Genomic DNA, 25,803 nt, shown 5'->3' on the forward strand with positions numbered 1-25,803 from the left:
GAACACCCACCAAGGGATCAGAGGGGGAACGCTCATGCACCGACTCATCAAGGCCGCCGCGCTGGCGATGGCCATCGCCACGTTCGGCGCCGTCGTCACCGCGGCCGCGCCGGCGTCCGCGAGTGTCAGCCAGGGCTACGTCGCGGGTTCCGGCACCTGGACCGACGACTGGAACGACGAGGGTCCCATCTCCGCGTCGACCCGCTCGTACAGCAACGTGGTCGCCATGTGGCAGATGATCCTCTGGGCGGACGGTTACCTCGCCTACTCGGGCGTCGACTGCCAGTTCGGGCCGGTGACGACGGCCGCCACGAAGAAGTGGCAGACCGCCCGAGGTCTCGTCGCCGACGGCGTCGTCGGCCCGAAGACCCTGGCCAGGGCGGCCACTCGGCTCGATGTGTACGAGGGCGAGGGGTGGTACTACTACGACGGCGCCGGCAGCGAGATCGTCCACTTCGGTCGCCTCGCCGACGGCCGGTGGGACATGAGCATCGGCATCGGTCTGGAGTGGCAGCCGCTCTCCTACGCCGCCGCGACCTTCGACCGCTGCTCCTGACGCACCACTGCTCCTGACGCACGGGGGGACGGCCGACCGTGGAGTCGGCCGTCCTCCGCACCGGGATCAGCCGGTCAACGCCGCCAGGGCCGCGTCCACGTCGGCCTCGGTGGAGTAGACGTGGAAGGAGGCCCGGACCCGTCCGGCGCGTACCGCCGCCCGGATGCCGGCCGCCGCGAGGCGCTGCTCCGCGTCCGGCACGTCCACGGTGACGATGGCGCTCTCCCCCGGTGGCCGGCCCAGCCCGGTCAGGAACCGGTTGGCCAGCGCCACATCATGCGCCTGGATCGCCGGCACGCCGATCTCGGCGACCAACTCCAGGGCAGGTGCTGCCCCCACCCAGCTGAACCAGGCCGGTGAGATGTCGAACCGGCGGGCGTCGTCGGCCAGCCGCAGCGGCGGGCCGTAGTAGGAGGCGTGCGGGTCGCGGCCCGCGTACCAGCCGGCGGCGTCGGGGCGCAGTCGTTCGCGCAGTTCCGGGGCGAGGTAGGAGAAGGCGGTACCGCGCGGGTTCATCAGCCACTTGTAGCCGCCCACCGCCACCACGTCGGCCGAGCGCCCGTCGAACGGCAGCCAGCCGCACGCCTGGGTCGCGTCCACCACCACCAACGCGTCGTACGCGCGGGCCGCGGCCACGATGGCGTCGTAGGCGGCGACCGCGCCGTCGGCCGACTGCACCAGGCTGAACGCGACCAGATCGGTGTCCGCGTCGATGGCGTCGACAAGCGACTCCATCGGCACCGCGCGGACGGAGATGCCACGCTCCTCCTGAACGAGCCAGGGGAACAGGTTGGAGGTGAACTCGACGTCCGGGACCACCACGGTCGCCCCGGCGGGCAACGCCGCCGCCACCGGCGCGAGCATCTGCGACACGGAGGCGCCGACCGCCACGTCACTCTCCGGCACGCCGATCAGGCCGGCGAACGCGGTACGGGAGCGCTGCACCGAGTCGCCCCAGCCCTCCCACGAGGTGCTGCCGACCCGCCACTGGGCGAGCGCCTCCTGCAACGCCGTCCAGGCGGGCTCGGGCGGCAACCCGTAGGAGGCGGTGTTCAACCAACCGGGCTCCGGCTTCCACAACTGCTGCGCCTGCTCGATCTCCATGTCGTCGACGGTAGGCGGACCGGGGTGGAACGGGCACGGCCAATCGGCGACCGGCGGCCCCTCAGCCCTGCCAAGTTCACCTGGCAGGTGTCGCTCGCAGCCCGTCGACGGTCAGCCCGAGGACGCGGTCGCGCTGGGCGTCGTCAACGTACGAAACCGTGCTGACGCCGGAGATCATGCGCAGAATGTCGTCGATCGACGGTTCCGGGCGCGCGACCCCGGCCCGTTGCGCGCGTTCGAGCAGCGGGCTACCGGCCTCCCGCATCGCCCGACGGCAGGCCTGGAAACTGTCACTGGTGCGGTTGAGCGCGTCGGCGAAGGCGAGTTTGGTGCCGATGTAGTCGACGAAGCGGCGGAGCCAGGTGACGAGCGCGTCCCAGGGTTCGAGGTCGCCGAGCTCGGCGGCCGCCCGGCACAACGCCTCGACCTCTTCACGGTGGACCTCCTCGACGAGGTCCTCCCGGGTGGGAAAGTTGCGGTAGAGGGTGGCGATGCTCACCCCGGCCCGTCGGGCAATCTCCTCGAGCGAGGCCTGCGCGCCGTCTTCGGCGAAGGCGTCCCGGGCGGTCACGAGCAGGGCGTCGAAGTTGCGGCGCGCGTCCGCGCGTTTCGGCCGCCGCGACGTGGGGATCGCCACCATGCCACCTCCCGCTGTTGTCAAACGTAGGCACCCTACGGTTAAAGTGTAGGGGCACTATCAGTTCTGATCCTACGTGCCTTTCACCTGGGGGAGCGACCACATGTCCGCTAAGAAGATCGCGCTGGTCACCGGCGCCAACAAGGGTGTCGGTCTGGCGACCGCACGTCAGCTCGCCGAGCGCGGCCTCACCGTTCTCCTCGGCAGTCGTGACGCCGAGCGCGGTGCCTCAGCGGCCAAGGAGCTCGCTGACATGGGGCTCCCTGTGCGCCCGGTACAGATCGACGTCACCGACGATGCGTCGGTTGCGCAGGCGGCCGAGTTCGTCGACCGCGAGTACGGCCACCTCGACGCTCTGGTCAACAACGCCGGCGTGCTCATCCGCAAGCCGGCCCTCGAGGTGACGGCCGAGGACCTTCGTCCGGAGTTCGAGACCAACGTGTTTGGCACCGTCCGGGTCATCCATGCCATGTTGCCCCTGCTGCGTAGGTCGCCGTCGGCGCGAATCGTCAACCTCTCGAGCGATTCGGCGATCTTCGCGAAGGCCACCGAGAAGGGCTCGATGTTCGCCCGCTCGCACGAGTCGTTCGCCTACTCCGCCGCCAAGACCGCGGTGAACATGCTGACCGTCAAGTACGCCAACGCCTTCCTCGACGACCCGGAGCTGGCGCACGTGAAGATCAATGCGGTGACCCCGGGCTACGTCGCCACCGATCTGAACAACTTCAAGGGCGTGAAGAGCACAGACGAGGGTGCGCGCGCCTCGGTGCACTGGGCCACCGTTGACGATGACGGGGAAACCGGTGGCTTCTTCGACGACAACGGTCCGGTGCCGTGGTGATTGCGATCAGGCCCTGACCCTGCTCCACGAACGCCGAACGCCGACGACCCGGCGCGTCAGGGCTCGTCGCGGCGGCCGGTCGCCCCGCCAGCAGCGGGCCGGCGGATCGCGGCGACACTGTCGGTGAGACCGGCGAGCCACCGGTCGACCTCAACCAGGTGCCGGACCATCTGCGGGTCTGCCTCACCCAGCAGCGGACGGATCCGGTCCAACTCCTCGGCACAGGTGGTCGCGGCAGGCGGCGGGCCGGAAAGCCGCCCGTGTGCCACCTCCTCGGCCAGATCGTCGTACGCCGAGCGCAGGTGCCCGGCGGTGTCCCGCAGCAGCGCCGCAGCAGCGGGCCAGCCGGCGAGGCAGCCGGGCGGGTTGCGCCGCAGCAGCGACTCCGCTCCGGGCACGACGTGGTGCCCGGCGCTCAGGACAGCATCCCAGTCGACCTGCTGACGGTGGGGATCGTGCCGCTCCGAGTGGTACTGGCAGTACGACGAGTCGATCAGGACCATCCGTCGCCGGACCCGGTCGATGGCCCGCTGCGGTGCCGGAGCACCGCCGAGCACCGCCTCGACGGTCTGCTCGACCGCGTCCGCGCTGGCCGCGAGGTAACGGGCGGCGTTGTGCCGCAGGTCGTGGCTCGCGCCGCGCGGCCACATGGCCACCCCGGCGAGCACGCCGATCACCGCGCCGAGCAGCACGTCGACGAGGCGCGCCTCGGCGAGCCGCCACCCTTCCGGGTGGAGCTGGGTGAAGACGCCCGTCAGCAGCACGGTGAACAGCGCCTGTTGCCAGATCGGACCGAGCAGGCGCCCGACGCCGAAGGCCAGGATCAACGTGACCGGCAGGATGACGGCGTAGACGATCGGCTGGTCGACGACGAGCATCACCCCGCCGCTGACGAGGGCGCCGACGATCGTGCCCAGCACGGCCGGCCGCAACGCGGTGCGGGTGTCGGCGGCCGAGGTACGCAGGACCGTGAGCGTGGCCAGCAGCACCCAGAAGCCGTGGGTGAGGTGCAGCATCCCGGCGGCCACCCGGGCGATGGCGAGCGCCACGGCCAGCCGCAGCGAGCTGTGCAGGTGGGCGGAGCGCGGTGCCAGGTGCGAGCGGAACTGCCACCAGTACAGCGTCCACTGGCGGTGCACCGCGTAGTCGAACAGGGCTGGCGGGGCGTCCACACCGTCAGGCCGGGACCCGGTGGCCAGCCGGGCGCCGACGGCGAAGACCCGCACCTGGTCGGCGAGGGCCAGCGCCGCGGCGTCCCGGCACAAGCGGGGTACGTCCGCCGCGTTGGGGCCGTCGCCCTCGCCCACGGGGTACGTCGCCTCGGCCCTCCCGATCGCGGCGTCCAGACCACCGAGGTCCACGGGTGCGCCGCCCGGTGTCAGGCTGCGGCCGGCGGCCCGGGTCGTGTCCGCGCCGACGCGCAGCAGTCGCGCCGCCGTCAGGTCCGGGATCGGCTCCGGTGGGGCGTCCGCCGCCAGCCGGTCCGCCTCGGCCAGCACGTCCCGCAACGCCGCCGCGCAGATCCGCAACGCACGGTCCTGGGCGCCCGCCGCGGTGGGTGCCCACGCCGGAGGGTTGCGGCCCAGGTCGAGTGGGCCGAGCACGTCGTACGCCCGCTCGCGTCGCGCGTCCCGGTCGGCGTCGTCGGCGTGCGGCTCGGTCAGCGCGGTGGCGGCGCTGTCGAGGAATGCCGCGACGCCGTCGGCCGCTTCGGCGAGTCGCTGCCGGTAGGAGACCGGCACCGGGTCGGGCCAGACGAGCACCTCCGCCGCGGCGAGGAGCACGATGGCGAGTGTGACGCCGCCGAGACGTTCCGGCAGGGTGCCCGGCTGGTACGGCGGGAAGGACGCCAGGATGTAGAAGAGTTGGAACGCGCTGGCCCACCCCACCAGTCGCGGGTTGACGACCCCACCGAACGCCACGGCGAACCCGATGACCAGCATTCCGCCAGCCGCCGCCCACGTGCTCCAGGCCAACAGCGAACCCGCCGCGATCAGCGCCCAGATCGCCGGCAGGGAGGTGACCAGGATCCGTGCCCGTTGCGTCGCGGGACCGGGCAGCTGCGCGAACGACCCGGCGGCGATCGTGCCGAACAGACCGTACGTGGCGAGCACCGAACTGCCCGCGCCATAACGGCAGCCGTAGAACACGATGGACGCGACGAGCGTCAGCCGGGCCGCGCGTCGCAGGACGGCGTACCCCGGGTCACGGCGGCGAAGCCGGCCAAGGAGGCACGTTGCGAGCACGCCTGCTCCCCCGGGTCCGTCGCGACAGCCCTCCCCCGGCAACCCATTCTCCCCGGAGCCTGCCGGGAACGACGGGTTTCGCGACGAATCGGCGCCGGGAGTTGACGAGTCAGCCTCGAGTGCTCCGCAGCAGGCCGAGCCGGAGCGCACGGAGCAGGGTGCCGGGGCGGCCCAGGGTCGCCGGATGGTCGAGCATGGTGGTGACCCGAGCCAGCCGGGCGTTGAGCACCGGATCGGTCAGCGACGTCCGGAAGAGCAGGTCACCGAACCACTTGGTGACCCGGTACCCCGGCGGGTACGGCCCGTCGACGTGCGGAAGCTCGATGTCGGCGGTGGTGGAGACCTGCCAGGCGGCGTCGACGACCACCCGGACCTGGTCGAAGTACGCCCGCGCCGGCTCGTCGTGCGGCTTCGGGCCGGACCGCAGGTACGCCGACAGGCAGGAGGCGTGCAGCGTCGCGGAGGTCATTCCCTGGCCGTACACCGGGTTGAAGGACGCGACCGCGTCGCCGGCCGCGACCAGCCCGGCGGGCAGCCGGTCGAGCTTGTGGAAGTCGCGGCGTCGGCTGTCCGCCTGGTGGTACGTGACCACCCCGCCCAGCATCTCCCCGTGCTCGGCGATGTCGCCGAACATCTGCGGGTAGTGCTCCCGGCAGCGCGCGGTGAAGTCCGCGACGTCGCGGCTTGGCCGGTCCTCGTCGTAACCGGCCACCAGCATGATCCAGCGGTCTCCCTCGACCGAGTTGATCCCGCCGATCCGGGCGGTACGCCCCTTGCCGGCCATGGTGTGGAAGACCGCGACCCACGCGTCGCTGACCTTCTCGTCACGCCGGTAGAGCGCCGTCGCGTAGTTCAGTTTGATCGGCATCCGTTGCATCGGCGGGCGGGGCCACCCGTGCTCGGCCAGCCAGTCACCGAGCCGGCTGGACCGTCCCATCGCGTCGACCACCAGGTCCGCCGGTGCGACGACCGCCTCGCCGCCGCCCTCGGGCACGTACCGCGCGCCGGTGACCCGCCGTTCGTCGAAGAGCAGACCCTCCGCCCGGCCGTACACCATGCGGATGTTGTCCACGGCGAGGGTCCGCCGTCGGACCAACGCCTCCAGGAACGGACGGGTGGTGATCAGCGCCGGCCCGGTGCCGGTCACCACCGGTGGCAGCCCGAGCACGCCGTTGACGAAGACCTTCGCTGTTCCCTGGTCGCTCGGCGGCGGAGGAGCACCGAGCGCGAGCGCCTCGTCGGCGATGCCGGGAAACCAGCGTTCCAGCTGGACCTGCCCGGCGGGCAGCAGAGCGTGCACCTGACTGCCCTGGGGCACCCCCGGCCGAGGCCCGGCATCGGCATCGGACGGGTCCCGTTCGATGATCAGCACTTCCTCGGCGTGGTCGCTCAACACCCGCGCGGCCATCAGCCCGGCCATGCTGCCGCCGAGCACCACCGCACGTCGCATGACCACACGTGTCTCGGCCGGTCGTTCGGCAGTCGCTATCCGCGAGAACAGCCGGGACGGAGAGGGGGACATGCGATCACTCCTCGGACGGTCGGGGAACCAGGGCATCCACGACCGTAACCATCAGAGCGCCCGCCGTCAGCGCTCAGTTGGCCCGCCACTTCTGGTTGGCGTTGCCGGTGCACTGCCAGATCTGCAACCGGGCGCCGTTGTCCGGGTTCGCGTCGAGCACGTCGACGCACCTGTCCGCCTTGGTGTTCACCAGGTCGTAGGCCTTGTTGAGGGTGAACTTCTGCGACGACGCACCGGAGCAGTCGGCCAGCAGGACGGCAGCCCCGTCCGCAGTGGAGTGGCCGGCGACATCCAGGCACTTGCCCATCGAACGGACCGTGCCGTCCGCGGGGAAGGTCCAGAGCTGCTTCGCGGTACGACGGCAGTCCCAGATCTGCAACCGGACGCCAGCGGTGGCGTTGCCGTCCGGGATGTCGATGCACCGGTCGCTGGCGAAGCTGGAGATCTGCTTGCCGGCGGGCGTGCTGGCCTGTGTCGGCGAGGCCGGCGGCGGGGCCGGCGGCGGGGCCGGCGGCGGGGCCGGCGGCTGCTGCACCGAGGTCCCCGGACCTGTCGTGGTACCGCTGCCCGTCCCCGGCGACGGCTGCCCCGCGCTGGTCGACGGCGGCGGGCCGGCGGATCCCGACGGTGGACCACCCGCCACCGGCAGGCCCTGGAAACCATCCGCGATCAACGCGAAGACGGCGGCGCTCGCGGACCATTCGGCGGCGGACGTGGTCCAGTCGATCGAGTACGCGTGCCCGTTGTGGCCGACGAACACCCGGCTCACCGTCTGCGTCGGCGTCCCGTCCCCGTCGGTGTAGGTCCACTCCCACTCGGCGGCCCGCAGCTGGTAGGGCAGTGCGGCGAGCCGGACCCGGCGATAGTCGGCGTACCGCTTGCGGTGCGCTGCCTCCCGCGCCCGCACCTCGGCGACCAGGTCCGTGGGGACGGACCGGAGTTCGTCGACGACGAGCACCCGGCTGCCGTCCGGCTCACGGAACTCGGCCCGCGCACCGTCGCGCCGCGCCTGCCAGCCGTCCGGAACCAGCACCAGGAAGCGGGGATCGTCACGGTAGTAGCGCCAGCCCGCCGGTGGCGGCGGCAGTACCCAGGACACCGGCGTCTCGGCAATCGCAGACGGGTTCGCGGTCGGCCCCGCCACTCCGCCGTCACCCGTGCCGTTGGACGGCCCGTGGTTCAGCAGGGCTGCGGTAGCCAGCAGGACGAGCAGCAACGCGGCGGCCGCCACCGACCCGATCAGTCGGACCCGACGCCTGCCGCCCGGCTTCGACGGCGTCGGACCGGCGGCGGCCGGCGGCGCGCCTGGGCCGGGCTGGGCGGGTGGCGCCGGCGGGCCGCCGTTGGCCGGTGGCACGGGCGGGGGCGCTGGCGTGGGCGGGCCGGCGTTGGCCGGTGGCGCGGGCAGGGCCGGTGGCGCGGGCGGGCCGGCGTTGGCCGGTGGCGCGGGTGAGACCGGCTCGGCCGGCGACGCGGGTGGGCTGGGCTCGGCGCTGACGAACTCGGGCACGATCCTGGGACGGGGTCCGCCGCCGGTGGTGTTCACCGGGGCGACCGGTCCGGTGCCGGTGGTGCCCACTCGGGCGGTTGTCGTGTCCGGCTCTGCGGCCTGGCGGAGCAGCCGCTCCGCCTCATCCGCGGTGATCCGCTGATCCGGCTCCCGGCGCAGCAGTCCTTCCAGGAGTGGCGTCAGCCGACCGGCCCGCTGGGGCGGCGGTGGCGCTTCGGTGGCGAGGGCTGCCAGCGTGGCGATCGGAGACGAGCGGTGGTACGGGGTGCGCCCCTCGACCGCCGCGTAGAGGGTGGCGCCGAGCGACCACAGATCGGCGGCCGGCCCCACGTCGCCGTCGGTGGCCCGTTCCGGCGCGAGGAACGCCGGCGAGCCGAGCACCATCCCGGTCTGGGTCATTCGTGGGTCTCCGGGAAGGGTGGCCAGACCGAAATCGGTCAGCACCACCCGGCCGTCGTCGCCGAGCAACACGTTCGCGGGTTTGACGTCCCGGTGCAGCACACCGGCCCGGTGCGCGGCCCGGAGCGCACTCAGAACCCCCAGCCCGATCCGCGCGGCGCGATCCGCCGGCATCGGGCCCTCGGCTTCGAGCACCTGGTGCAGGGACCGGGACCGGACGAGCTCCATGACGATCCAGGGGTCGTCGCCCGAGTGCAGCACGTCGAAGACGCGTACCACGTTGACGTGACCCAGACGGGCGACGGCCCGCGCCTCGCGCATGGACCGCTCGCGCAGCTCCCGGCGTTCGTCGTCGCGCAGGCCCGGCGGTGCCACCAACTCCTTGATGGCCACGTCCCGTCGCAGCATCTCGTCGCGGGCCTGCCACACGCGACCCATCCCGCCCTGGCCGAGCGGGCGGACCAGTCGATAACGGTCGGCAATCAACTGTTGAGAGGCGTCAGGCACGACAGGAAGGTACCCGGTGATGTTTACGTGCCCAATTTTTGCAGCGGGTGGAAATGCGACAGTTGGATATGTCACAGGTGACTTCGACAGGCAACCAATCGACCATTCCGAGGCAACTTCGCTATCAGCACGGCTGACTGTCGCCCACCGCAATGTTACCAACACGTATATCTGCCGCCCGCTATTCATATCGAATGAATTCGAACTCCGCGTCGGGGCCGCGCACCGGTCGTCGTGCGGTCGAGCGACCGGCGGGCTCGCCTCGGCCCCGACCTCGGCGCGGGCGGTTCGGGCCCGGTTCGAGGGCCGCCCGGTGGACACCACCGTCTACTGTCTACATGCTGCGTCCCGACTAGCTCGCCGGCACCGTGACCATCCTGCCGAGAGGTCAACGACATGCTGAACGCCGAGGACTTTCCGCCGTTCCAGCGGGCCGTGTCCCACGAGTCGCAACGTGGCCAACGCGTCTATGCGACCCTGATCGCGCTGCGGCTGTCCCTGCTCCTGCTGGCCGCGCTCGCGGGAGTCGCCACCTGGAAGCTCGACGACTTCGCCCTGGGTCCGGCGCTTGCCGCAGGCGCCTTCGCGGCCACCTCGATCGTCGAGGTCTTTCTGCTCACCAACCGCCCCGGTGAACGGTGGTATGTCGGAAGAGCCCTGTCGGAGTCCACCAAGTCCTTGACGTGGCGATTCGCAATAGCTGCACACCCCTTTCCCCGATCGCGAAGCGACTCGGAATGTGTCGAGGAATTCACCGGCCTCCTACTGGGCCTGACCAAGGACATGGCAGCCGCCGGGCTGGCGGCCCCCGCCGTGACGGGTCAGCAGATCACGGAAGGAATGCGGGCACTGCGCGCCGCCCCGCTCGAGGACCGCCGAACGGCTTATCTGACCGGCCGCCTGGAGGGCCAGAGGGTCTGGTACGCCGAGCGCTCGTTGTCGAACCGCGCGCGGGCCAACCGTTGGTCGGTCAGCATGCTCGTGCTGGAGGTCGTGGGGTTGACCCTGGCCATCGCGCGCGTTGCCGGGCTGACCGAGATCGACCTGCTGGGAGTAGCCGCCGCAGCGGTCGCGGCGGGTGCGGCGTGGACGCAGACGCGGCAGCACAGTGCCGTGGCGACCGCCTACGCGCTGGCCAGTCAGGAGCTTGCCGCCATGGGGTCGCTCGCCAGCCGGATCAGCTCGGAGGCTGAGCTGTCGCAGTTCGTGAGTGACACGGAGACGGCGGTCTCCAGGGAGCACACCATGTGGCGGGCACGCCGACGCTGACGGGCAGGCCGGCACAGGGACAACCTGGCTGGCCTCGGCGGCACCGCCGGGCCGGACCGAAGCCGACACCGAGATGATCTTGTAAGCTCATGCGGTGGTGCCACCTCGGCCCCGCGAACGGCATCGACAGGAATCGAGGAATCCCGTGCTTACCGTAGGCTCGGCGGACACCGCCGTGGTGCCCGCGGGTGAGCGGTTCGGGTTCTGGCACGATCTGGTGGCACGGGAGTCGGTGCCGATGCGCATCCACAGTGCCCACGCGGCGGACTTCCAGGCCCGGGCAGAGGTCATCAGCCTGGGCGAGGTCGTGCTGTCGTCCTGGCGGTACCCGTCCCTCGAAATGCAGCGGACCGGCACCTTCATCCGCCGCAGTGATCCCGAGATGTACCAGTTCGCACTCCCGTTGTCCGGGCACGGTGGGGTGGAGCAGGAGCGACGGGCGAACCACTTCACCCCGGGGCACTTCGCCCTCGTCGACACGTCCCGACCGCATCAGTCGTCGCATCAGGGGCGGTCGCCGCGCGACACGCTGCTGACCACGCGGACGATCCTCGTCCCGCATGGCCTGCTGCCGGTGCATCCCGACAAGATCTCGCGGTTACTCGGCACGAACATCTCCGCCACCGAGGGAATCGGCGTGCTGCTCAGCCAGTTCGTCCACCAGGTGATGACCCATCCCGAGCAGTACCACGAAGGTGACGCCCCGGTCCTGAGCACCGTCGTACGGGACCTGATCGCCGCGATGGTCGCCCAGCAGTTGGACCTCACCGACGCACTACCGACCGAGGTACGCGGGCACAACCTGCGCATGCTGGTCAAGGCGTTCATCGACGAGCACCTCGGCGACCCGGACCTGTCACCGGGCGCCGTCGCCGCCGCGCACCACGTCTCCCTCCGTAGCCTGCACCGCGCCTTCGAAGCCGAGGACCGGACGGTCGCCGAGATCATCCGCAGGAAGCGCCTGGATCGGTGCGCACGGGACCTGCGCGATCCCCTCCAGCGGGCACGGCCCATCAACAGCATCGCCGCCCGCTGGGGCTTCCGCTCCCAGGCCCACTTCAGCAGGGTCTTCGCGGCCACGTTCGGGATGTCTCCCCAAGCTTTCCGCAACGACCTGCGTGCCCACTCCCAATCCGAGTAGGTCCTGACTCGACTCGGGGCTGCGGGGCGGCGAAGGGCGCCCGCCACCCGCTTCGGCTGGCCCGCCAGGTGGATGTGCTGGTGAGCGATACACCTCGGAGTCACAGTCATGACTCCGAGGTATATCGCTCACTGTCGCGCCCGCGCCCAGACGATGTCAGGCCGGGACGCCGGCCTCCTCGGTGGACCGCCGTGCCGCCGTCTCGTCCTCGTCCGAGTCGTCGTGCTCGTCGAGCATCGTGGCCTCGTCGAACGGCTCGTCCCCACGCAGCACCTCGGCCGCCCGGTCCCGGTCGAACTCCCCGGTCCACGTCCCCACCAGCACGGTCGCCACGGCGTTACCCGCGAAGTTGGTCAGCGCCCGCGCCTCGGACATGAACCGGTCGATGCCGACGATCAGGCCGACCCCGTCGACGAGGTCCGGCCGGTGCGACTGAAGTCCACCGGCCAGCGTCGCCAGACCGGCGCCGGTGACCCCGGCGGCACCCTTCGAAGCGATGATCATGAACAGCAGCAGCGAGATCTGCTCGCCGATCGAGAGCGGCTTGCCCAGCGCGTCGGCGATGAACAGCGACGCCATCGTCAGGTAGATCGCCGTGCCGTCCAGGTTGAAGGAGTAGCCGGTGGGCACGGTGATGCCGACGACCGGCTTGCTGACCCCGAAGTGCTCCATCTTGGCGATCAGTCGCGGCAACGCCGACTCCGACGACGAGGTCGACAGGATCAGCAGGAACTCCCGACCCAGGTAGCGCAGCAGCGAGAAGATCGAGATCCGGGCCACGAACCAGAGCAGCGCGCCCAGGACCACCAGCACGAAGATGAGGCAGGTCGCGTAGAAGCCGAGCATGATCTGCGCGAGGCTCTTGAGCGCGTCCACGCCGGTCGCGCCGACCACGGCGGCCATGGCCCCGAACGCGCCGATCGGCGCCAGCCACATGATCATGGCGAGCACCTTGAACACCACTCGCTGGATGACGGCGATCGCGCCGAGCACCGGCTCACCGCGCCGGCCCATGGCCTGTACGGCGAAGCCGACCAGCAGGGCCACCAGCAGCGTCTGGAGCACCTCACCCTCGGTGAGGGCGGAGAGCAGCGTGGTCGGGATGACCCCGAGCAGGAATTCGGCCGTCCCGCCGGCCTCGTCGCCGGCGGCGGCCTTGCCCGCGCCCGCGAGGTCCTGGCCGAGGTCGAGACCGGAGCCGGGGTGGATGAGGTTGCCGACCACCAGACCGATGGCGAGCGCGACCGTCGACATGGTGAGGAAGTAGCCGAGGGCGAGGCCGCCCACCTTGCCGACCTTCGCGGCCTGCCGCACGGAGCCGACGCCGAGCACGATGGTGCAGAAGATGACCGGGCTGATCATCATCTTGATCAGGTTGACGAAGCCGGTGCCGATCGGCTTGAGTTCCTTGCCGAAATCGGGTGCGACCAGGCCGACGACGATGCCGGCGAACACGGCCAGGATGACGGCCAGGTAAAGGTAGCGGGTACGGTCCCGGCGGGCCGGAGGTGCCGCTGAGGTGGTGGATTCGGTGTGCATGTCAACAATGTGAAGTGCCTCTCACCCGTTGACAGCCTTGCGGTCATTCTGTTCACCACGGCAGCACCAACGGCAGCCGCGCACGAAGGAGGTGGTGGAGGGTGGCCCGACGCCAGTGGAGCATCGCGGGGCAGCTCTTCGCGCTCCAGGCGGTGGTGGTGACGCTGCTCGTGCTGGCCGGGGCGGCGGGCGCCGTCTGGCTGGCCCGCAGCGACTCCCGCCAGGCCGCCCAGGAGGAGGTGCTCGCGGTGGCACAGACCGTGGCCCGCTCCCCCGACGTCCGCGCGGCCCTCACGACCGCCGACCCCGCAAGGGTCCTCCAGCCGTACGCCGAATCGACCCGGTCGGCGACGGGCACCGACTTCGTGGTCGTGATGGCCCTCGACCGCACCCGGTTCTCGCACCCCACCCCGCAGCGGATCGGCGAGCCGTTCGTCGGCGACATCGGGCCCGCCCTGGGCGGCCGCCCGTTCACCACCACGAACGTCGGCACGCTGGGCGAGTCGGTGCGCGCGGTGGTTCCGGTGTACGACGAGCAGCGACGCATCGTCGGCCTGGTCTCGGTGGGCATCACCACCCGGGCGATCAACCGTAAGCTGCTGCGCCAGTTGCCGGTGCTGTTCGGTGTCGCCGCACCGGCTCTGGCACTCGCCGCGACCGGCTCCTGGCTGCTCAGCCGACGACTCCGCCGCCAGACGCACGGTCTGGGCCCGGCGCAGATGACCCGGATGTACGAGTACTACGACGCCGTCCTGCACTCGGTCCGCGAGGGTCTCGTGGTGCTGACCACCGACCGGCGGGTGGCGCTGGTCAACGACGAGGGCCGCCGGCTGTTGGGGCTGGACGCGGACGTGCCGGTGATCGACCAGCCGGTCGCCGGGATCGACCTGCCGCCGGCGGTGGCCGAGCTGCTCGGGTCCGGGCGCGACGCCCGCGACGAGCCGATCGTCGCCGGTGACCGGGTGCTCGTGGCCAACCAGCGGACCACCCGCTTCGAGGGTACGGTGCTCGGCACCGTGCTGACCCTGCGCGACCAGACCGAGCTGCGCACGCTGGCCAGTGAGCTGGACTCGGTGCGCGGGCTGACCGAGGCGTTGCAGGCGCAGACGCACGAGTCGGCCAACCGGCTGCACACCGTGCTGACCCTGGTGGAGTTGGGTCGCGCCGACGAGGCCGTCCGGCTCGGCACCCGGGACCTGGCCCTCGCCCAGCAACTGACCGACCGGGTGGTCGGCGCGGTGACCGAGCCGGCGTTGGCCGCGCTGCTGCTGGGCAAGTCCGCGCAGGCCGGCGAGCGCGGGGTGGACCTGGTCGTCGAGCCGGACTGCCGCCTCGACGACAGCCCTCTGCCGACCGGCGACCTGCTCACCGTCGTCGGCAACCTGGTCGACAACGCGCTGGAGGCGGTGGCCGGCACACCTGCGCCTCGCCGGGTGCGGGTCTTCGTCGGCGCTGTCGACGACGAGCTGGTCATCCGGGTCGGCGACAGCGGCCCCGGGCTGGCCCCGGAGCGGGTGGCCGACGCGTTCCGGCGAGGCTGGTCCACCAAGAGCACCGGGCGGGGCCTCGGCCTGGCCCTGGTCGGGCAGGTGGTCCGCCGGCACGGCGGTAGCGCCGAGGTGACCCGCTCGGACGACGGCGGCAGCCTGTTCACCGTCCGACTGCCGGGCGGGCGGTCATGACCGACATCCGGGTGCTGGTCGTCGAGGACGAGCCGCTGCTGGCCGAGGCGCACAGCGCGTACACCGAACGGGTTCCCGGCTTCGTGGTGGTCGGCGTGGCGCACACCGCGCGGGCGGCGATGGCGGCGCTGCGCGCCAACGACGGCGGTGACGTGGACCTCGTACTCCTGGATTTTCGGCTGCCCGACCTGCACGGCCTGGACGTCTGCCGGGCGCTGCGCGCGGCCGGCAGCAGCGTCGACGTGCTCGCGGTGACCTCCGCGCGGGACCTGGCGGTGGTGCGCACCGCGGTGTCCCTCGGGGTGACCCACTACCTGCTCAAACCGTTCACGTTCGCCGCGTTCCGCGACAAGCTGGAGCGGTACGCGGACTACCGCGCGCAGGCGCTCGCCGACGGCGAGGTGGCCGCCCAGCACGACGTGGACCGGATGTTCGCCACCCTGCGCGGCACCGCCGGGCACAGCCTGCCCAAGGGGCTCGACGCGCAGACCCTCAATCGGGTACGCGCAGCCCTCAGCGACGGAACCGGCGCCCAGGCGGGGCTGTCCTCGGCCGAGGTGAGCGCGGCGGCCGGCATCTCCCGGGTGACCGCCCGCCGCTACCTGGAATACCTGGTGACCATCGACCGCGTCGTCCGCAGCCCTCGCTACGGCACCCCCGGCCGCCCCGAGGTCGAGTACCGACCCCGCTGAGCGAACCGCACCGCGCGGCGCGCCAAGATCCGAGCAACTTCCCCGATGGTGCTGCCTCCGACGCGCGTGAGACAGCAACATCCCCGATCTTGCGCGGATCTTGGCGAGGCACGCCGCCGCAGTGGGGTGACGGTGGCTGGCCGGGAACCGGGTGGCGGGGCGAAGATCCGTTGTTAGACTTGCCGAGTTGGGTTAGCGGCACGACCAGGGAGACCAGACATGGCGGGTGACGACGACATCTCCGGGTGAGACCGGATGTGTTCGGCCATCGGTTCGGCGCGCGTAGGCGCAGCCGCCGTGGCCATGACGTCGTTCCACCGGTCCCGTTTGTCGTCGGGCGCGTTTGAACGCGCCCAACCCACCCTTTGAGGTCACTCGCATGTCTGATGCGTTCATCGTCTGCTCGAACCTGTCCTTCTCCTGGCCGGACGACACCCCGGTCTTCTCGGAGCTGTCCTTCACCGTTCCCGGCGGTCGCACCGGCCTGGTCGCGCCCAACGGCGCCGGCAAGAGCACCCTGCTACGGCTGATCGCCGGGGAACTACGGCCCAGCGGCGGCAGCGTCACCGTCGACGGCCTGCTCGGTTACCTCCCGCAGACCCTCCCACTGGCCGGCGACCTGACCGTGGCGCAGGTGCTCGGCGTCGCCGAGCGGATCGCGGCACTGCACGCGATCGAGGCCGGCGACGCCAGCGAGGCGCACTTCGCCACCATCGGCGACGACTGGGACATCGAGGAGCGCACCCGCGGTGAACTGGACCGGCTCGGTCTGGGCGAGCTGTCGCTCGACCGGCGGCTGCACACGCTCAGCGGTGGCCAGGTGGTCTCCCTCGGGCTGGCGGCGCAACTGCTGCGCCGCCCGGACGTGCTGCTGCTCGACGAACCGACCAACAACCTGGACTCGGAGGCCAGGCACAAGCTCTACGACGTGCTGACCGACTGGTCCGGGTGCCTGCTGCTGGTCAGCCACGACCGGGAACTGCTGGACCGGATGGACCGCATCGCCGAGCTGGAACGGGGCGAGATCCGCTGGTACGGGGGCAACTTCACCGCGTACACCGAGGCGGTGCAGGCGGCGCGGGAGGTGGCCGAGAGCAACCTGCGCAACGCCGAGCAGGAGGTGAAGCGGGAGAAGCGCGAGATGCAACAGGCCCGTGAGCGTGCCGACCGGCGGGCCAGCAACGCCTCGAAGAACCTGAAGAACGCCGGCCTGGCCCGGATCGTCGCCGGTGGGCTCAAGCGCAGCGCGCAGGAGTCGGCGGGCAAGGCCCAGGAAACGCACTCCAGCCGGCTCGGTCAGGCCAAGGCTCGACTGGACGAGGCCGGGCGGGCGGTCCGCGAGGAGGACCGCATCGTCGTGGACCTGCCGGACACCACCGTCCCGGCCGGACGGACGGTCTTCACCGGTGCGGGGATGCGCGCCCGCTTCGACGACCGGGAGCTGTTCGGCGGCGACGGCGCCGACCTGGTGATCCGAGGTCCGGAGCGGATCGCGCTCACCGGGGCGAACGGCGTCGGCAAGTCGACCCTGCTGCGCCTCGTCAACGGCGACCTCGAACCGGCCGGCGGCGACGTCAGACGAGCCGACGGGCGGATCGCGTACCTGTCGCAGCGGCTGGACCTGCTGGACCTCGACCGGACGGTGGCGGAGAACTTCGCCGCGTATGCGCCGAGCCTGCCGGACGCCAGGCGGATGAACCTGCTCGCCCGGTTCCTGTTCCGAGGCGCCCGGGTCAACCTGCCCGTCGGGGTGCTCTCCGGCGGTGAGCGGCTGCGCGCGACCCTCGCGTGTGTGCTCTGCGCCGAGCCGGCCCCGCAACTGCTGCTGCTCGACGAGCCCACCAACAACCTGGACCTGGTCAGCGTCGCCCAGTTGGAGAGCGCACTGTCCGCGTACCAGGGGGCGTTCGTGGTGGTCAGCCACGACGAACGGTTCCTCGCCGAGATCGGCGTGCAGCGCTGGCTGCGGCTGGCTGACGGCCAACTGCGCGAGATCGCCGCCCCCGCCCGGGGCTGAGCTCGGCGGCCGTCCGCGGCCCGGCCATTCGTGCGCCGGCCGGGTCGCGGACCGGTCAGCTCACGTTGGCCGGGCCGAGGACGCTCTTCAGGTCACCCATCAGCGCGGTCGTCGCCGCCACCCGGAACGGGCCCAGCCGCAGGGTGGTGGTGCGCCCGCCGTTGAGGAGTTTGACGTGCACCTCGGTGTCGCCGGGGTGCAGCACCAGGGTCTCCTTGAGCTTCTCCATCAGCGGCGGTGTGCAGCGGTGCACCGGAATGGTGAGGGTGACCGGCTTGTTGGTGGCGCTGGTGCTGACGTCCGGCATGGACATGTCCATCGCCATGATCCGTGGGGTGTCGTCGCGGCGGTCCACCCGACCCTTGACCACCACGATGGCGTCCTCGGCGATGTACTGCCCGATCACCTCGTAGGTGTTGGGGAAGAACAGCGTCTCGACCCCACCGGCCAGGTCCTCCAGGGTCGCCGACGCCCAGGCGCGGCCCTGCTTGGTGACCCGGCGCTGCACCCCGGAGAGGATGCCGGCGAGGGTGACCACCGCCCCGTCGGGCACCGCGCCCTCCTCGGCAAGGGAGGCGATGGTGGTGTCGGCCGCCGCGCCGAGGATGTGCTCCAGGCCGAACAGCGGGTGGTCGGAGACGTACAGGCCGAGCATCTCCCGCTCGAACGCGAGCTTGTCGCGCTTGTCCCACTCGCTGTCACCGATGACCGGCATCACCGTCGTGCTGCCCGTGTCGGCGTCCCCGAAGCCGGCGCCGAAGAGGTCGTACTGGCCGACCGCCTCCTTGCGCTTCACGTCGGCGTACGCGTCGATGGCGTCCGCGTGGACCGCGAGCAGGCCCTTGCGCGGGTGCTCCATCGAGTCGAACGCGCCCGCCTTGATCAAGGATTCGATGGTCTTCTTGTTGCAGACCACCGCGTCCACCTTGGACAGGAAGTCGTAGAAGTCGGTGTAGTCGCCCTTCTCCTGGCGGCAGCGCATGATCGAGGCGACCACGTTCGCGCCGACGTTGCGGACGGCGGCCAGGCCGAAACGGATGTCCTTGCCGACCGGGGTGAACGGCCCGGCCGAGGTGTTCACGTCCGGCGGCAGCACCTGGATGCGCATCCGGCGACACTCGGACAGATAGAGCGCCATCTTGTCCTTGTCGTCCCCGACGGAGGTCAGCAGCCCGGCCATGTACTCGGCCGGGTAGTGCGCCTTCAGGTACGCCGTCCAGTAGGAGACCAGGCCGTACGCGGCGGAGTGCGCCTTGTTGAAGGCGTACCCGGCGAACGGCACCAGGACGTCCCACACCGCCTGGATCGCCTCGTCGGAGTAGCCGCGCTCGCGGCAGCCGTCCCGGAACGGGATGAACTCCTTGTCGAGGATCTCCTTCTTCTTCTTACCCATCGCCCGGCGCAGCAGGTCCGCCTGGCCCAGGGTGTAGCCGGCGAGGATCTGCGCGGCGCGCTGCACCTGCTCCTGGTAGACGATCAGACCGTGGGTGGGTGCCAGGATCTCCCGCAGCGGCTCTTCCAGCTCCGGGTGGATCGGCGTGATCTCCTGGAGGCCGTTCTTGCGCAGCGCGTAGTTGGTGTGCGAGTCGACGCCCATCGGGCCGGGCCGGTACAGGGCCAGGACGGCGGAGATGTCCTCGAAGTTGTCCGGCTTCATCAACCGCAGCAGTGAGCGCATCGGCCCACCGTCGAGCTGGAAAACACCCAGGGTGTCACCGCGGGCCAGCAGCTCGTAGGCGGCCGGGTCGTCCAGCGGAAGGGCCAGCAGGTCGAGCTTGAGGCCGTGGTTCAGCTCGATGTTCTTGACCGCGTCGTCGATGATCGTCAGGTTGCGCAGGCCGAGGAAGTCCATCTTCAGCAGCCCGAGCGACTCGCAGGTCGGGTAGTCGAACTGCGTGATGATCGCCCCGTCGGCGTCCCGGCGCATCAGCGGGATGTGCTCGATGATCGGCTCGGCGGACATGATGACACCGGCGGCGTGCACACCGGTCTGCCGGATCAGCCCCTCGATGCCCTTCGCGGTGTCGATCACCTTGCGGACGTCCGGGTCGGAGTCGTACAGGCCGCGGATCTCGCCGGCCTCGGCGTACCGGGGGTGCTTGGTGTCGAAGATGCCGGTCAGCGGGATGTCCTTGCCCATCACCGCCGGCGGCATCGCCTTGGTGATCCGGTCGCCGACCGCGTACGGGAAACCGAGGACCCGGGCCGAGTCCTTGATCGCGGCCTTCGCCTTGATCGTGCCGAAGGTGGCGATCTGGGCGACCTTGTCCTCACCCCACTTGTCGGTGACGTACTTGATCACCTCACCGCGCCGACGCTCGTCGAAGTCGATGTCGACATCCGGCATCGAGACCCGCTCGGGGTTCAGGAACCGCTCGAAGATCAGGCCGTGCTGGATCGGGTCGAGGTCGGTGATGCCCAGCGCGTACGCGACGAGGGAGCCGGCGGCCGAACCACGGCCCGGGCCCACCGAGATGCCCTGGCTCTTGGCCCACTGGATGAAGTCGGCGACCACGAGGAAGTACGACGGGAAGCCCATCTGGTTGATCACGCCCAGCTCGTACTCCGCCTGGACGACGTGCCCCTCCGGGATGCCGTTCGGGTAGCGGCGGCCCAGACCGGCGAAGGTCTCCTTGCGGAACCAGGACTCCTCGGTCTCCCCCTCGGGGACCGGGAAGCGCGGCATCAGGTTGTGGAACTGGAACATGCCGGTCGGGTCGACCTTCTCGGCGACCAGCAGGGTGTTGCGGCAGCCCTCCTGCCACAGCTCCGACGAGTCCACCGCGCGCATCTGATCGGCGCTCTTGATGAAGTAGCCGCCGCCCTCGAACCGGAACCGGTTCGGGTCGTCGATGTTGCTGCCGGTCTGCACGCAGAGCAGCACGTCGTGGGCGGTGGCCTGCGCCTCGTGGGTGTAGTGGGAGTCGTTGGTGACGACCGGCGGGATGTCCAGTTTGCGGGCGATCTCGGTGAGCCCCTCGCGGACCCGGCTCTCGATGGAGAGGCCGTGATCCATGATCTCCAGGAAGTAGTTGTCCTTGCCGAAGATGTCCTGGTAGCTCGCGGCGACCTTGAGCGCCTCGTCGAACTGCCCCAGCCGCAGGCGGGTCTGCACCGCGCCGGACGGGCAGCCGGTGGTGGCCATGATCCCCTCGGCGTGCTCGGCGATCAGCTCCATGTCCATCCGGGGCCACTTGACGTAGTGCCCCTCCATGGACGCGCGCGAGTTGAGGGTGAACAGGTTCTTCAGGCCCTGCGCGTTCTTCGCCCACATCGTCTTGTGGGTGATCGCGCCGTTACCGGAGATGTCGTCGCTCTTCTGCTCCGGCCGACCCCACTTGACCCGCGCCTTGTGATAGCGCGACTCCGGCGCCACGTACGCCTCGACGCCCAGGATCGGGGTGATCCCGGCGGCCATCGCCTGGTTGTAGAAGTCGTTCGCGCCGTGCATGTTGCCGTGGTCGGTGATCGCCACGGCCGACATGCCGAGTCGGTTGGCCTCGGCGAACAGGTCCTTCAGCCGGGCCGCTCCGTCGAGCATCGAGTACTCGGTGTGCACGTGCAGATGCGCGAACGAATCGGCCATGCGTGGCGCCCCCCGGCGGTGTGGATCTTGGTGGTCGGAGCCGACCGGGACCTACCCTACCGAGGTGATCTCGGCGGCTCCACCGTCCGCGCCGAGGGTGGCCCTCGTCTCCTGCCCGGCCGCGGGTGCGCCTAGGCTCGGAGGATGGCGAGGTACTACGACGTACACCCGGAGAACCCTCAGCCCCGGATCATCGGCCAGGTCGCCGACCTGATCCGCGGTGGTGGGCTGGTCGCCTACCCGACGGACTCCTGCTACGCGCTCGGCATCCAGTTGGGCAACCAGGACGGGCTGGACCGGATCCGCCAGATCCGCCATCTCGACGACCGGCACCACTTCACGCTCATCTGCCGGGACTTCGCGCAGCTCGGCCAGTTCGTCCAGATCAGCAACTCGGTCTTCCGCCTGGTCAAGGCGTCCACCCCGGGCAGCTACACCTTCATCCTGCCGGCCACCCGTGAGGTGCCGCGGCGGATGTTGCACCCGAAGAAGCGCACCGTCGGCGTGCGCGTCCCCCGACACGTCGTCACCCAGGCGCTGCTGGCCGAGCTGGGCGAGCCGTTGGTGTCCAGCACGCTGGTCCTGCCCGGCGACGAGGAGCCGATGACCCAGGGCTGGGAGATCAAGGAGCGGCTCGACCACCAGGTCGACGCGGTGCTCGACGCCGGCGACTGCGGCATGGAGCCGACGACCGTCATCGACCTGTCCGGCCCGGAGCCGGAGATCCTGCGCCGGGGCGCCGGCGACGTATCCCGCTTCGAGTAGGGCGCTCGACGCGGCGAGCGCGTCACCACTTCGATCACCTGGCCTGGCACCCTCCGAGTGCCAGGCCATTCCCGTGCGCGCCTCCTTTGCTCTGCAGCCGCTTACGCACCACCCTGCGGCACCGCGCTGGCGCATCCGCGGCAGCAGAGCAAAGGGACCGAACAACCCTCGCAGCCCCGACGCCGCGCGGGACTGTGGACCGCACCCGACACCCCCAGCAGACGCGACGTTATTCTCGTAGACAACAGTGTGTGACACACAGTATGGTGTGACACATGGTTAGCGAGGACGTTCTACGGACGCACCTACAGGAGTTGCGTCGAGGCACCGTCGTGGTGGCCAGCCTGGTCGCGCTACGCCGACCTGACTACGGCTACGCACTGCTGCAACGGCTCACCGACCACGGCTTCCCGGTCGACGCCAACACCCTCTATCCGCTGCTGCGCCGCCTGGAGGACCAGGGGCTGCTGACCAGCGAGTGGAACACCGAAGAGAGCCGACCGCGCAAGTTCTACCGGACCAGCGACGAGGGCGAGTCGATGCTGAGCCGGCTCCTGGACGACCTCGCCGCCGTGCAGACCTCCGTCACCGGGCTGATCCAAGGAGTGGACCGATGAACACCCTGACCGACCGCTACCTCGCCGCCACCCTGCGCTCGGTGCCCACCCAGCGTCGCGACGAGATCGCCAGCGAGCTGCGCGCCTCCATCGACGACATGATCGAGGGCCGGACCGATGGCGGCCAGGACGCCACCACCGCCGAGCGGGCGGTGCTCACCGAGCTGGGCAACCCCGACGTGCTGGCCGCCCGGTACGCCGACCGCCGGTTGCAGCTCATCGGCCCCACCTACTACCTGCTCTGGCTACGACTGCTGAAGCTGCTGCTCAGCTTCATCCCGGCGCTCGTCGGCACGATCGTCACCATCGTCAAGGCCGCCGAGGGCAGCGGTTTCGGGGCCATCGGGCCGGGCCTCGTCACGGCCATGCAGGTGGCCGTGCAGATCGCCTTCTGGCTCACCCTGACCTTCGCCATCATCGAGCGCACCCAGACGGCCGTGGACCTCCCGGAGTGGACGGTCGACCAGCTGCCCGACGCGCCGGTGCGCCGGGGCATCCCCCTCGCCGACACCATCGCGTCCGTGATCATGCTGGTGCTGACCATCGGGTACCTGCCGTTCCAGCACTACCAGTCGTGGGTGCACGGCACCGACGGCGAGAACATCCCGATCCTCGACCCGGCTCTGTGGTCGTTCTGGCTGCCGGCGTTGATCGTGGTGCTGGCCCTCAGCGTGATCTTCGAGGTCGTGAAGTACCGGATCGGCAACTGGACCTGGACCCTGTTCGGCGTCAAGGCGCTGCTCAACCTGGCGTTCGCGGTGCCGCTGGTGTGGCTGGCGCTCTCCGACCGGCTGCTCAACCCGGCCCTGGGCGAGCGACTGAGCTGGGTGGCGGAGGCGGACAACCGGGACGCCCTCGGACTGGCCATCGCGGTGGGTACCGCCGCGATCGTGGTCTGGGACCTGGTCGACACCGCCCGTAAGACGCGCCAGCAGACGGCGTGAGCGACACCCGAGGCGGCGGCCCGGCGCGTACCCCGCGTCGGGCCGCCGCACGGCGCGGTGACCACAGCGACATCGGCCCGCCCGGTCGGGGGGCCGGGTGGGCGGCATGGCATCGTTCCCGGATGACCGTGGCACCCCGAGAGGGATGGCGCCGGCCGGGTCCAACGGCGGAGCAGCGCCGAAACGACCTCTGGATCGGCCTGGGGATGACCGGGCTGGCGTTGGTGAGTCTGACCCTGGCCCGCAGCACCGGGGCGTTCCTGCTGGGCCCACCGCCGTCCGGGCCGGAGCAGCTCTTCTGGACCGTCGCGGTGACCCTCCCGCTGGTCTGGCGACGACGCTGGCCCGCCGCGACGCTGCTGGTCGTCGCGGTGGCGTTCATCGCCGCGCAGGCGCGCTCGGCCCCGGAGAGCCAGTTCTCCTCCTGGGCCCTGTTCTGCGCCCTCTACACAGTCGGCGCCTGGGGGCAGGACCGCCAACTGTCCCGCCGGCTGCGGATCGGCGTGATCGCCACGATGTTCGCCTGGCTCGGGATCTACTACGCGGTGATGATCGACCACATCCCGGCGGACGCCTTCGCCGACGCGGTCGGGCCGGTGCCCCCGGTGCTCGCCGCGATGGTCAACGGTGTGCTGCTCAACGTGCTGGTCTTCGGTTTCGCGTACTTCTTCGGCGAGACCGCCTGGGTGGCCGCGCGCCGCGAGCACGAGCTTCGGGAACAGGCCGACGACCTGCGCCGATCCCAGGCCGAGGCCCGGGAACGGGCGGTGCTCGGCGAACGGGTCCGGATCGCCCGGGAGTTGCACGACGTGGTCGCCCACCACGTGTCGGTGATGGGCGTGCAGGCGTCGGCCTGCCGCCGGGTGTTCGACCGCGACCAGGACAAGGCCCGCACCGCACTCGCCGCCATCGAGCAGAGCGCCCGCACCGCCGTCGACGAACTGCGTCGCATGCTCGGCGTGCTGCGGACCTCCGCCGGCACCGACGCCCCGCCGCCGACGGCCGGCGGCGTCGAACGGATCGACGAGCTGGTCGAGCGGGCCCGGGCCGCCGGGCTGACGGCAACCCTCGGGGTGTACGGCGACGCTGTCGTGTTGCCCGAGTCGGTCTCGCAGGCGGCCTACCGGGTGACGCAGGAGGCGGTCACCAACACCCTGAAGCACGCCGGAGCGGACCTGTTGGACGTACGGGTCCGGTACCTGGCCAGGGAGGTGGAGGTCGACGTGACCGACGACGGACGGGCCGGCGGCCGGACCAACACCCTGGGTCTGGGGCTGATCGGGATGCGCGAACGGGTCACCGCCCACGACGGCGACCTGGAGGCCGGGCCGCGCGCCGGTGGCGGTTGGCGGGTACGCGCCCGCTTCCCGCTGGCGGTCTCCGGGGGTACGACGGCCGGCGCGCAGCGCACGCCGAGCGACGAGCAGCACCTGGTCGCCGACGGGGAGGGCAGGGCGTGAGCGCCGCCGGTCAGACGGTCCGGGTCCTTCTCGCCGACGACCAGCACCTCGTCCGTACCGGCTTCCGGGTGATCCTGGAGGTGGAGGACGACATCGAGGTGGTCGGCGAGGCCGCCGACGGCGAGCGGGCCGTCAGCATGACCCGGGCCACCAGCCCCGACGTCGTACTCATGGACGTGGAAATGCCCGGGATGGACGGCCTGGAGGCCACCCGGCGGATCACCGCCGACGGGCCCGGTGCGCCCGCGGTGCTGATCCTCACGACGTTCGACCGCGACGACTACCTGTTCGCCGCGCTGCGGGCCGGGGCCAGTGGCTTCCTGCTCAAGAACGGCACGCCCGAGGAACTGGTCGAGGCGATCCGCGTGCTGGCCAGGGGCGACGGCCTGCTCGCCCCGGAGATCACCCGCCGGGTGATCTCCACGTTCGCCCGTCCCGGTGACCCGACGGGCACCGCCCACCGGGGCCCGGACGCCGACGCCGCGCTGGCCGAGCTGACTCCGCGGGAACGTGAGGTGCTGGTGCTGCTCGCCGCCGGATCGAGCAACGCGGAGATCGCCGCGACCATCCACCTGGGCGAGGCGACGGTGAAGACGCACGTGAGCCGGGTACTGGCCAAACTCGGCCTGCGCGACCGGGTGCAGGCGGTGGTGTTCGCCTACGAGAACGGGGTGGTCCGACCCGGCGGGTGACAGGTGTCCGCCGCGAGGCGGACCCACCCGCTCAGCCGTCGGACGGACGGCGGACCGGCGTGTTCGATCTAGCGTGG

19 protein-coding genes and 1 pseudogene are annotated in these 25,803 nt (G+C 70.9%); 12 read left to right on the forward strand and 8 right to left on the reverse strand.

The annotated features are described in order from the left end of the window. The first annotated feature begins 34 nt into the window (after nt 1-34). On the forward strand, nt 35-556 hold the full coding sequence (locus ABGB10_RS19795) for a peptidoglycan-binding domain-containing protein (RefSeq protein ID WP_347662327.1): 522 nt from the start codon (nt 35-37) through the stop codon (nt 554-556). A 66-nt stretch (nt 557-622) separates the two neighbouring features. On the opposite strand, the gene ABGB10_RS19800 is transcribed toward ABGB10_RS19795, so the two are convergent. Both ABGB10_RS19800 and ABGB10_RS19805 read right to left on the reverse strand, forming a co-directional pair. After that, nucleotides 623-1,660 carry an aminotransferase class V-fold PLP-dependent enzyme gene (locus ABGB10_RS19800; protein WP_347662328.1) on the reverse strand — a complete coding sequence of 346 codons (1,038 nt, stop codon included), beginning with the start codon at nt 1,658-1,660 and terminating at the stop codon, nt 623-625. A gap of 76 nt (nt 1,661-1,736) precedes the next feature. Beyond that, a complete protein-coding gene (locus ABGB10_RS19805; protein WP_347662329.1) occupies nt 1,737-2,300 on the reverse strand; it encodes a helix-turn-helix domain-containing protein in 564 nt (187 codons plus the stop codon). 100 nt (nt 2,301-2,400) lie between these two features. Here ABGB10_RS19805 and ABGB10_RS19810 point away from each other — a divergent pair, with 100 nt between their 5' ends. Then, on the forward strand, nt 2,401-3,138 hold the full coding sequence (locus tag ABGB10_RS19810; protein WP_347662330.1) for an SDR family oxidoreductase: 738 nt from the start codon (nt 2,401-2,403) through the stop codon (nt 3,136-3,138). A gap of 56 nt (nt 3,139-3,194) precedes the next feature. Here the strand turns inward: ABGB10_RS19810 and ABGB10_RS19815 are convergent, their stop codons facing one another. From ABGB10_RS19815 to ABGB10_RS19830, 4 genes and pseudogenes are all read right to left on the reverse strand, one after another. Beyond that, entirely contained in the window at nt 3,195-5,384 is a 2,190-nt protein-coding gene (locus ABGB10_RS19815; protein WP_347662331.1) for an FUSC family protein, read from the reverse strand. A gap of 109 nt (nt 5,385-5,493) precedes the next feature. After that, the gene (locus tag ABGB10_RS19820) at nt 5,494-6,906 is read right to left on the reverse strand and encodes an FAD-dependent oxidoreductase (RefSeq protein WP_347662332.1); all 1,413 of its coding nucleotides are present in this window, start codon (nt 6,904-6,906) and stop codon (nt 5,494-5,496) included. Between the two features lie 73 nt (nt 6,907-6,979). After that, complete coding sequence (locus tag ABGB10_RS19825) at nt 6,980-7,549, reverse strand: RICIN domain-containing protein (RefSeq protein ID WP_347662364.1); 570 nt, start codon at nt 7,547-7,549, stop codon at nt 6,980-6,982. Continuing rightward, a pseudogene (locus ABGB10_RS19830) lies at nt 7,547-9,322 on the reverse strand (serine/threonine-protein kinase); the annotation flags it as partial. The pseudogene ABGB10_RS19830 and the gene ABGB10_RS19825, both read right to left, overlap by 3 nt. 396 nt (nt 9,323-9,718) lie before the next feature. On the opposite strand from ABGB10_RS19830, the gene ABGB10_RS19835 reads away from it, so the two are divergent. Together ABGB10_RS19835 and ABGB10_RS19840 are read left to right on the forward strand one after the other, a co-directional pair. Then, nucleotides 9,719-10,591 carry a DUF4231 domain-containing protein gene (locus ABGB10_RS19835; protein WP_347662333.1) on the forward strand — a complete coding sequence of 291 codons (873 nt, stop codon included), beginning with the start codon at nt 9,719-9,721 and terminating at the stop codon, nt 10,589-10,591. Between the two features lie 145 nt (nt 10,592-10,736). Further along, complete coding sequence (locus ABGB10_RS19840) at nt 10,737-11,732, forward strand: helix-turn-helix domain-containing protein (protein ID WP_347662334.1); 996 nt, start codon at nt 10,737-10,739, stop codon at nt 11,730-11,732. A gap of 156 nt (nt 11,733-11,888) precedes the next feature. Here ABGB10_RS19840 and ABGB10_RS19845 read toward each other — a convergent pair whose 3' ends face one another. Continuing rightward, nucleotides 11,889-13,271: a cation:dicarboxylase symporter family transporter gene (locus ABGB10_RS19845; RefSeq protein WP_347662335.1), complete on the reverse strand. Its 1,383-nt coding sequence runs from the start codon at nt 13,269-13,271 to the stop codon at nt 11,889-11,891. Nucleotides 13,272-13,372: 101 nt separating this feature from the next. Here ABGB10_RS19845 and ABGB10_RS19850 point away from each other — a divergent pair, with 101 nt between their 5' ends. The 3 genes from ABGB10_RS19850 to abc-f all read left to right on the forward strand — a co-directional run bounded on the left by ABGB10_RS19850 (nt 13,373) and on the right by abc-f (nt 17,662). Next, nucleotides 13,373-14,953 carry a sensor histidine kinase gene (locus ABGB10_RS19850; protein WP_347662336.1) on the forward strand — a complete coding sequence of 527 codons (1,581 nt, stop codon included), beginning with the start codon at nt 13,373-13,375 and terminating at the stop codon, nt 14,951-14,953. Further along, on the forward strand, nt 14,950-15,645 hold the full coding sequence (locus ABGB10_RS19855) for a response regulator (protein ID WP_347662337.1): 696 nt from the start codon (nt 14,950-14,952) through the stop codon (nt 15,643-15,645). Before ABGB10_RS19850 ends, ABGB10_RS19855 begins: the two co-directional genes overlap by 4 nt. Before the next feature lie 379 nt (nt 15,646-16,024). After that, nucleotides 16,025-17,662: a ribosomal protection-like ABC-F family protein gene (gene abc-f, locus ABGB10_RS19860; RefSeq protein WP_347662338.1), complete on the forward strand. Its 1,638-nt coding sequence runs from the start codon at nt 16,025-16,027 to the stop codon at nt 17,660-17,662. A gap of 55 nt (nt 17,663-17,717) precedes the next feature. On the opposite strand, the gene dnaE is transcribed toward abc-f, so the two are convergent. Then, complete coding sequence (dnaE, locus tag ABGB10_RS19865) at nt 17,718-21,248, reverse strand: DNA polymerase III subunit alpha (protein ID WP_347662339.1); 3,531 nt, start codon at nt 21,246-21,248, stop codon at nt 17,718-17,720. 144 nt (nt 21,249-21,392) lie between these two features. Here dnaE and ABGB10_RS19870 point away from each other — a divergent pair, with 144 nt between their 5' ends. From ABGB10_RS19870 to ABGB10_RS19890, 5 genes are all read left to right on the forward strand, one after another. Next, the gene (locus tag ABGB10_RS19870) at nt 21,393-22,013 is read left to right on the forward strand and encodes an L-threonylcarbamoyladenylate synthase (RefSeq protein ID WP_347662340.1); all 621 of its coding nucleotides are present in this window, start codon (nt 21,393-21,395) and stop codon (nt 22,011-22,013) included. A gap of 275 nt (nt 22,014-22,288) precedes the next feature. Then, nucleotides 22,289-22,630: a PadR family transcriptional regulator gene (locus ABGB10_RS19875; protein WP_334632007.1), complete on the forward strand. Its 342-nt coding sequence runs from the start codon at nt 22,289-22,291 to the stop codon at nt 22,628-22,630. Beyond that, nucleotides 22,627-23,574: a permease prefix domain 1-containing protein gene (locus ABGB10_RS19880; RefSeq protein WP_347662341.1), complete on the forward strand. Its 948-nt coding sequence runs from the start codon at nt 22,627-22,629 to the stop codon at nt 23,572-23,574. Before ABGB10_RS19875 ends, ABGB10_RS19880 begins: the two co-directional genes overlap by 4 nt. Before the next feature lie 122 nt (nt 23,575-23,696). Beyond that, nucleotides 23,697-25,034, forward strand: a complete 1,338-nt coding sequence (locus ABGB10_RS19885; protein WP_347662365.1) for a sensor histidine kinase — start codon at nt 23,697-23,699, stop codon at nt 25,032-25,034. Beyond that, nucleotides 25,031-25,726, forward strand: coding sequence for a response regulator transcription factor (locus tag ABGB10_RS19890; RefSeq protein WP_347662342.1), 696 nt, complete (start codon nt 25,031-25,033; stop codon nt 25,724-25,726). Before ABGB10_RS19885 ends, ABGB10_RS19890 begins: the two co-directional genes overlap by 4 nt. The last annotated feature ends 77 nt before the right edge of the window (nt 25,727-25,803 follow it).

It is taken from the genome of Micromonospora sp. B9E7, assembly GCF_039871815.1.
GTDB lineage: Bacteria > Actinomycetota > Actinomycetes > Mycobacteriales > Micromonosporaceae > Micromonospora.

What these genes read in the sequence shown, in the direction of transcription:
- ABGB10_RS19795 (WP_347662327.1), top strand. Translation starts at nt 35, where the DNA reads ATGCACCGACTCATCAAGGCCGCCGCGCTGGCGATGGCCATCGCCACG.
- ABGB10_RS19800 (WP_347662328.1), bottom strand. Translation starts at nt 1,660, where the DNA reads ATGGAGATCGAGCAGGCGCAGCAGTTGTGGAAGCCGGAGCCCGGTTGG.
- ABGB10_RS19805 (WP_347662329.1), bottom strand. Translation starts at nt 2,300, where the DNA reads ATGGTGGCGATCCCCACGTCGCGGCGGCCGAAACGCGCGGACGCGCGC.
- ABGB10_RS19810 (WP_347662330.1), top strand. Translation starts at nt 2,401, where the DNA reads ATGTCCGCTAAGAAGATCGCGCTGGTCACCGGCGCCAACAAGGGTGTC.
- ABGB10_RS19820 (WP_347662332.1), bottom strand. Translation starts at nt 6,906, where the DNA reads ATGTCCCCCTCTCCGTCCCGGCTGTTCTCGCGGATAGCGACTGCCGAA.
- ABGB10_RS19835 (WP_347662333.1), top strand. Translation starts at nt 9,719, where the DNA reads ATGCTGAACGCCGAGGACTTTCCGCCGTTCCAGCGGGCCGTGTCCCAC.
- ABGB10_RS19845 (WP_347662335.1), bottom strand. Translation starts at nt 13,271, where the DNA reads ATGCACACCGAATCCACCACCTCAGCGGCACCTCCGGCCCGCCGGGAC.
- ABGB10_RS19855 (WP_347662337.1), top strand. Translation starts at nt 14,950, where the DNA reads ATGACCGACATCCGGGTGCTGGTCGTCGAGGACGAGCCGCTGCTGGCC.
- abc-f (WP_347662338.1), top strand. Translation starts at nt 16,025, where the DNA reads ATGTCTGATGCGTTCATCGTCTGCTCGAACCTGTCCTTCTCCTGGCCG.
- dnaE (WP_347662339.1), bottom strand. Translation starts at nt 21,248, where the DNA reads ATGGCCGATTCGTTCGCGCATCTGCACGTGCACACCGAGTACTCGATG.
- ABGB10_RS19870 (WP_347662340.1), top strand. Translation starts at nt 21,393, where the DNA reads ATGGCGAGGTACTACGACGTACACCCGGAGAACCCTCAGCCCCGGATC.
- ABGB10_RS19875 (WP_334632007.1), top strand. Translation starts at nt 22,289, where the DNA reads ATGGTTAGCGAGGACGTTCTACGGACGCACCTACAGGAGTTGCGTCGA.
- ABGB10_RS19880 (WP_347662341.1), top strand. Translation starts at nt 22,627, where the DNA reads ATGAACACCCTGACCGACCGCTACCTCGCCGCCACCCTGCGCTCGGTG.
- ABGB10_RS19885 (WP_347662365.1), top strand. Translation starts at nt 23,697, where the DNA reads ATGACCGTGGCACCCCGAGAGGGATGGCGCCGGCCGGGTCCAACGGCG.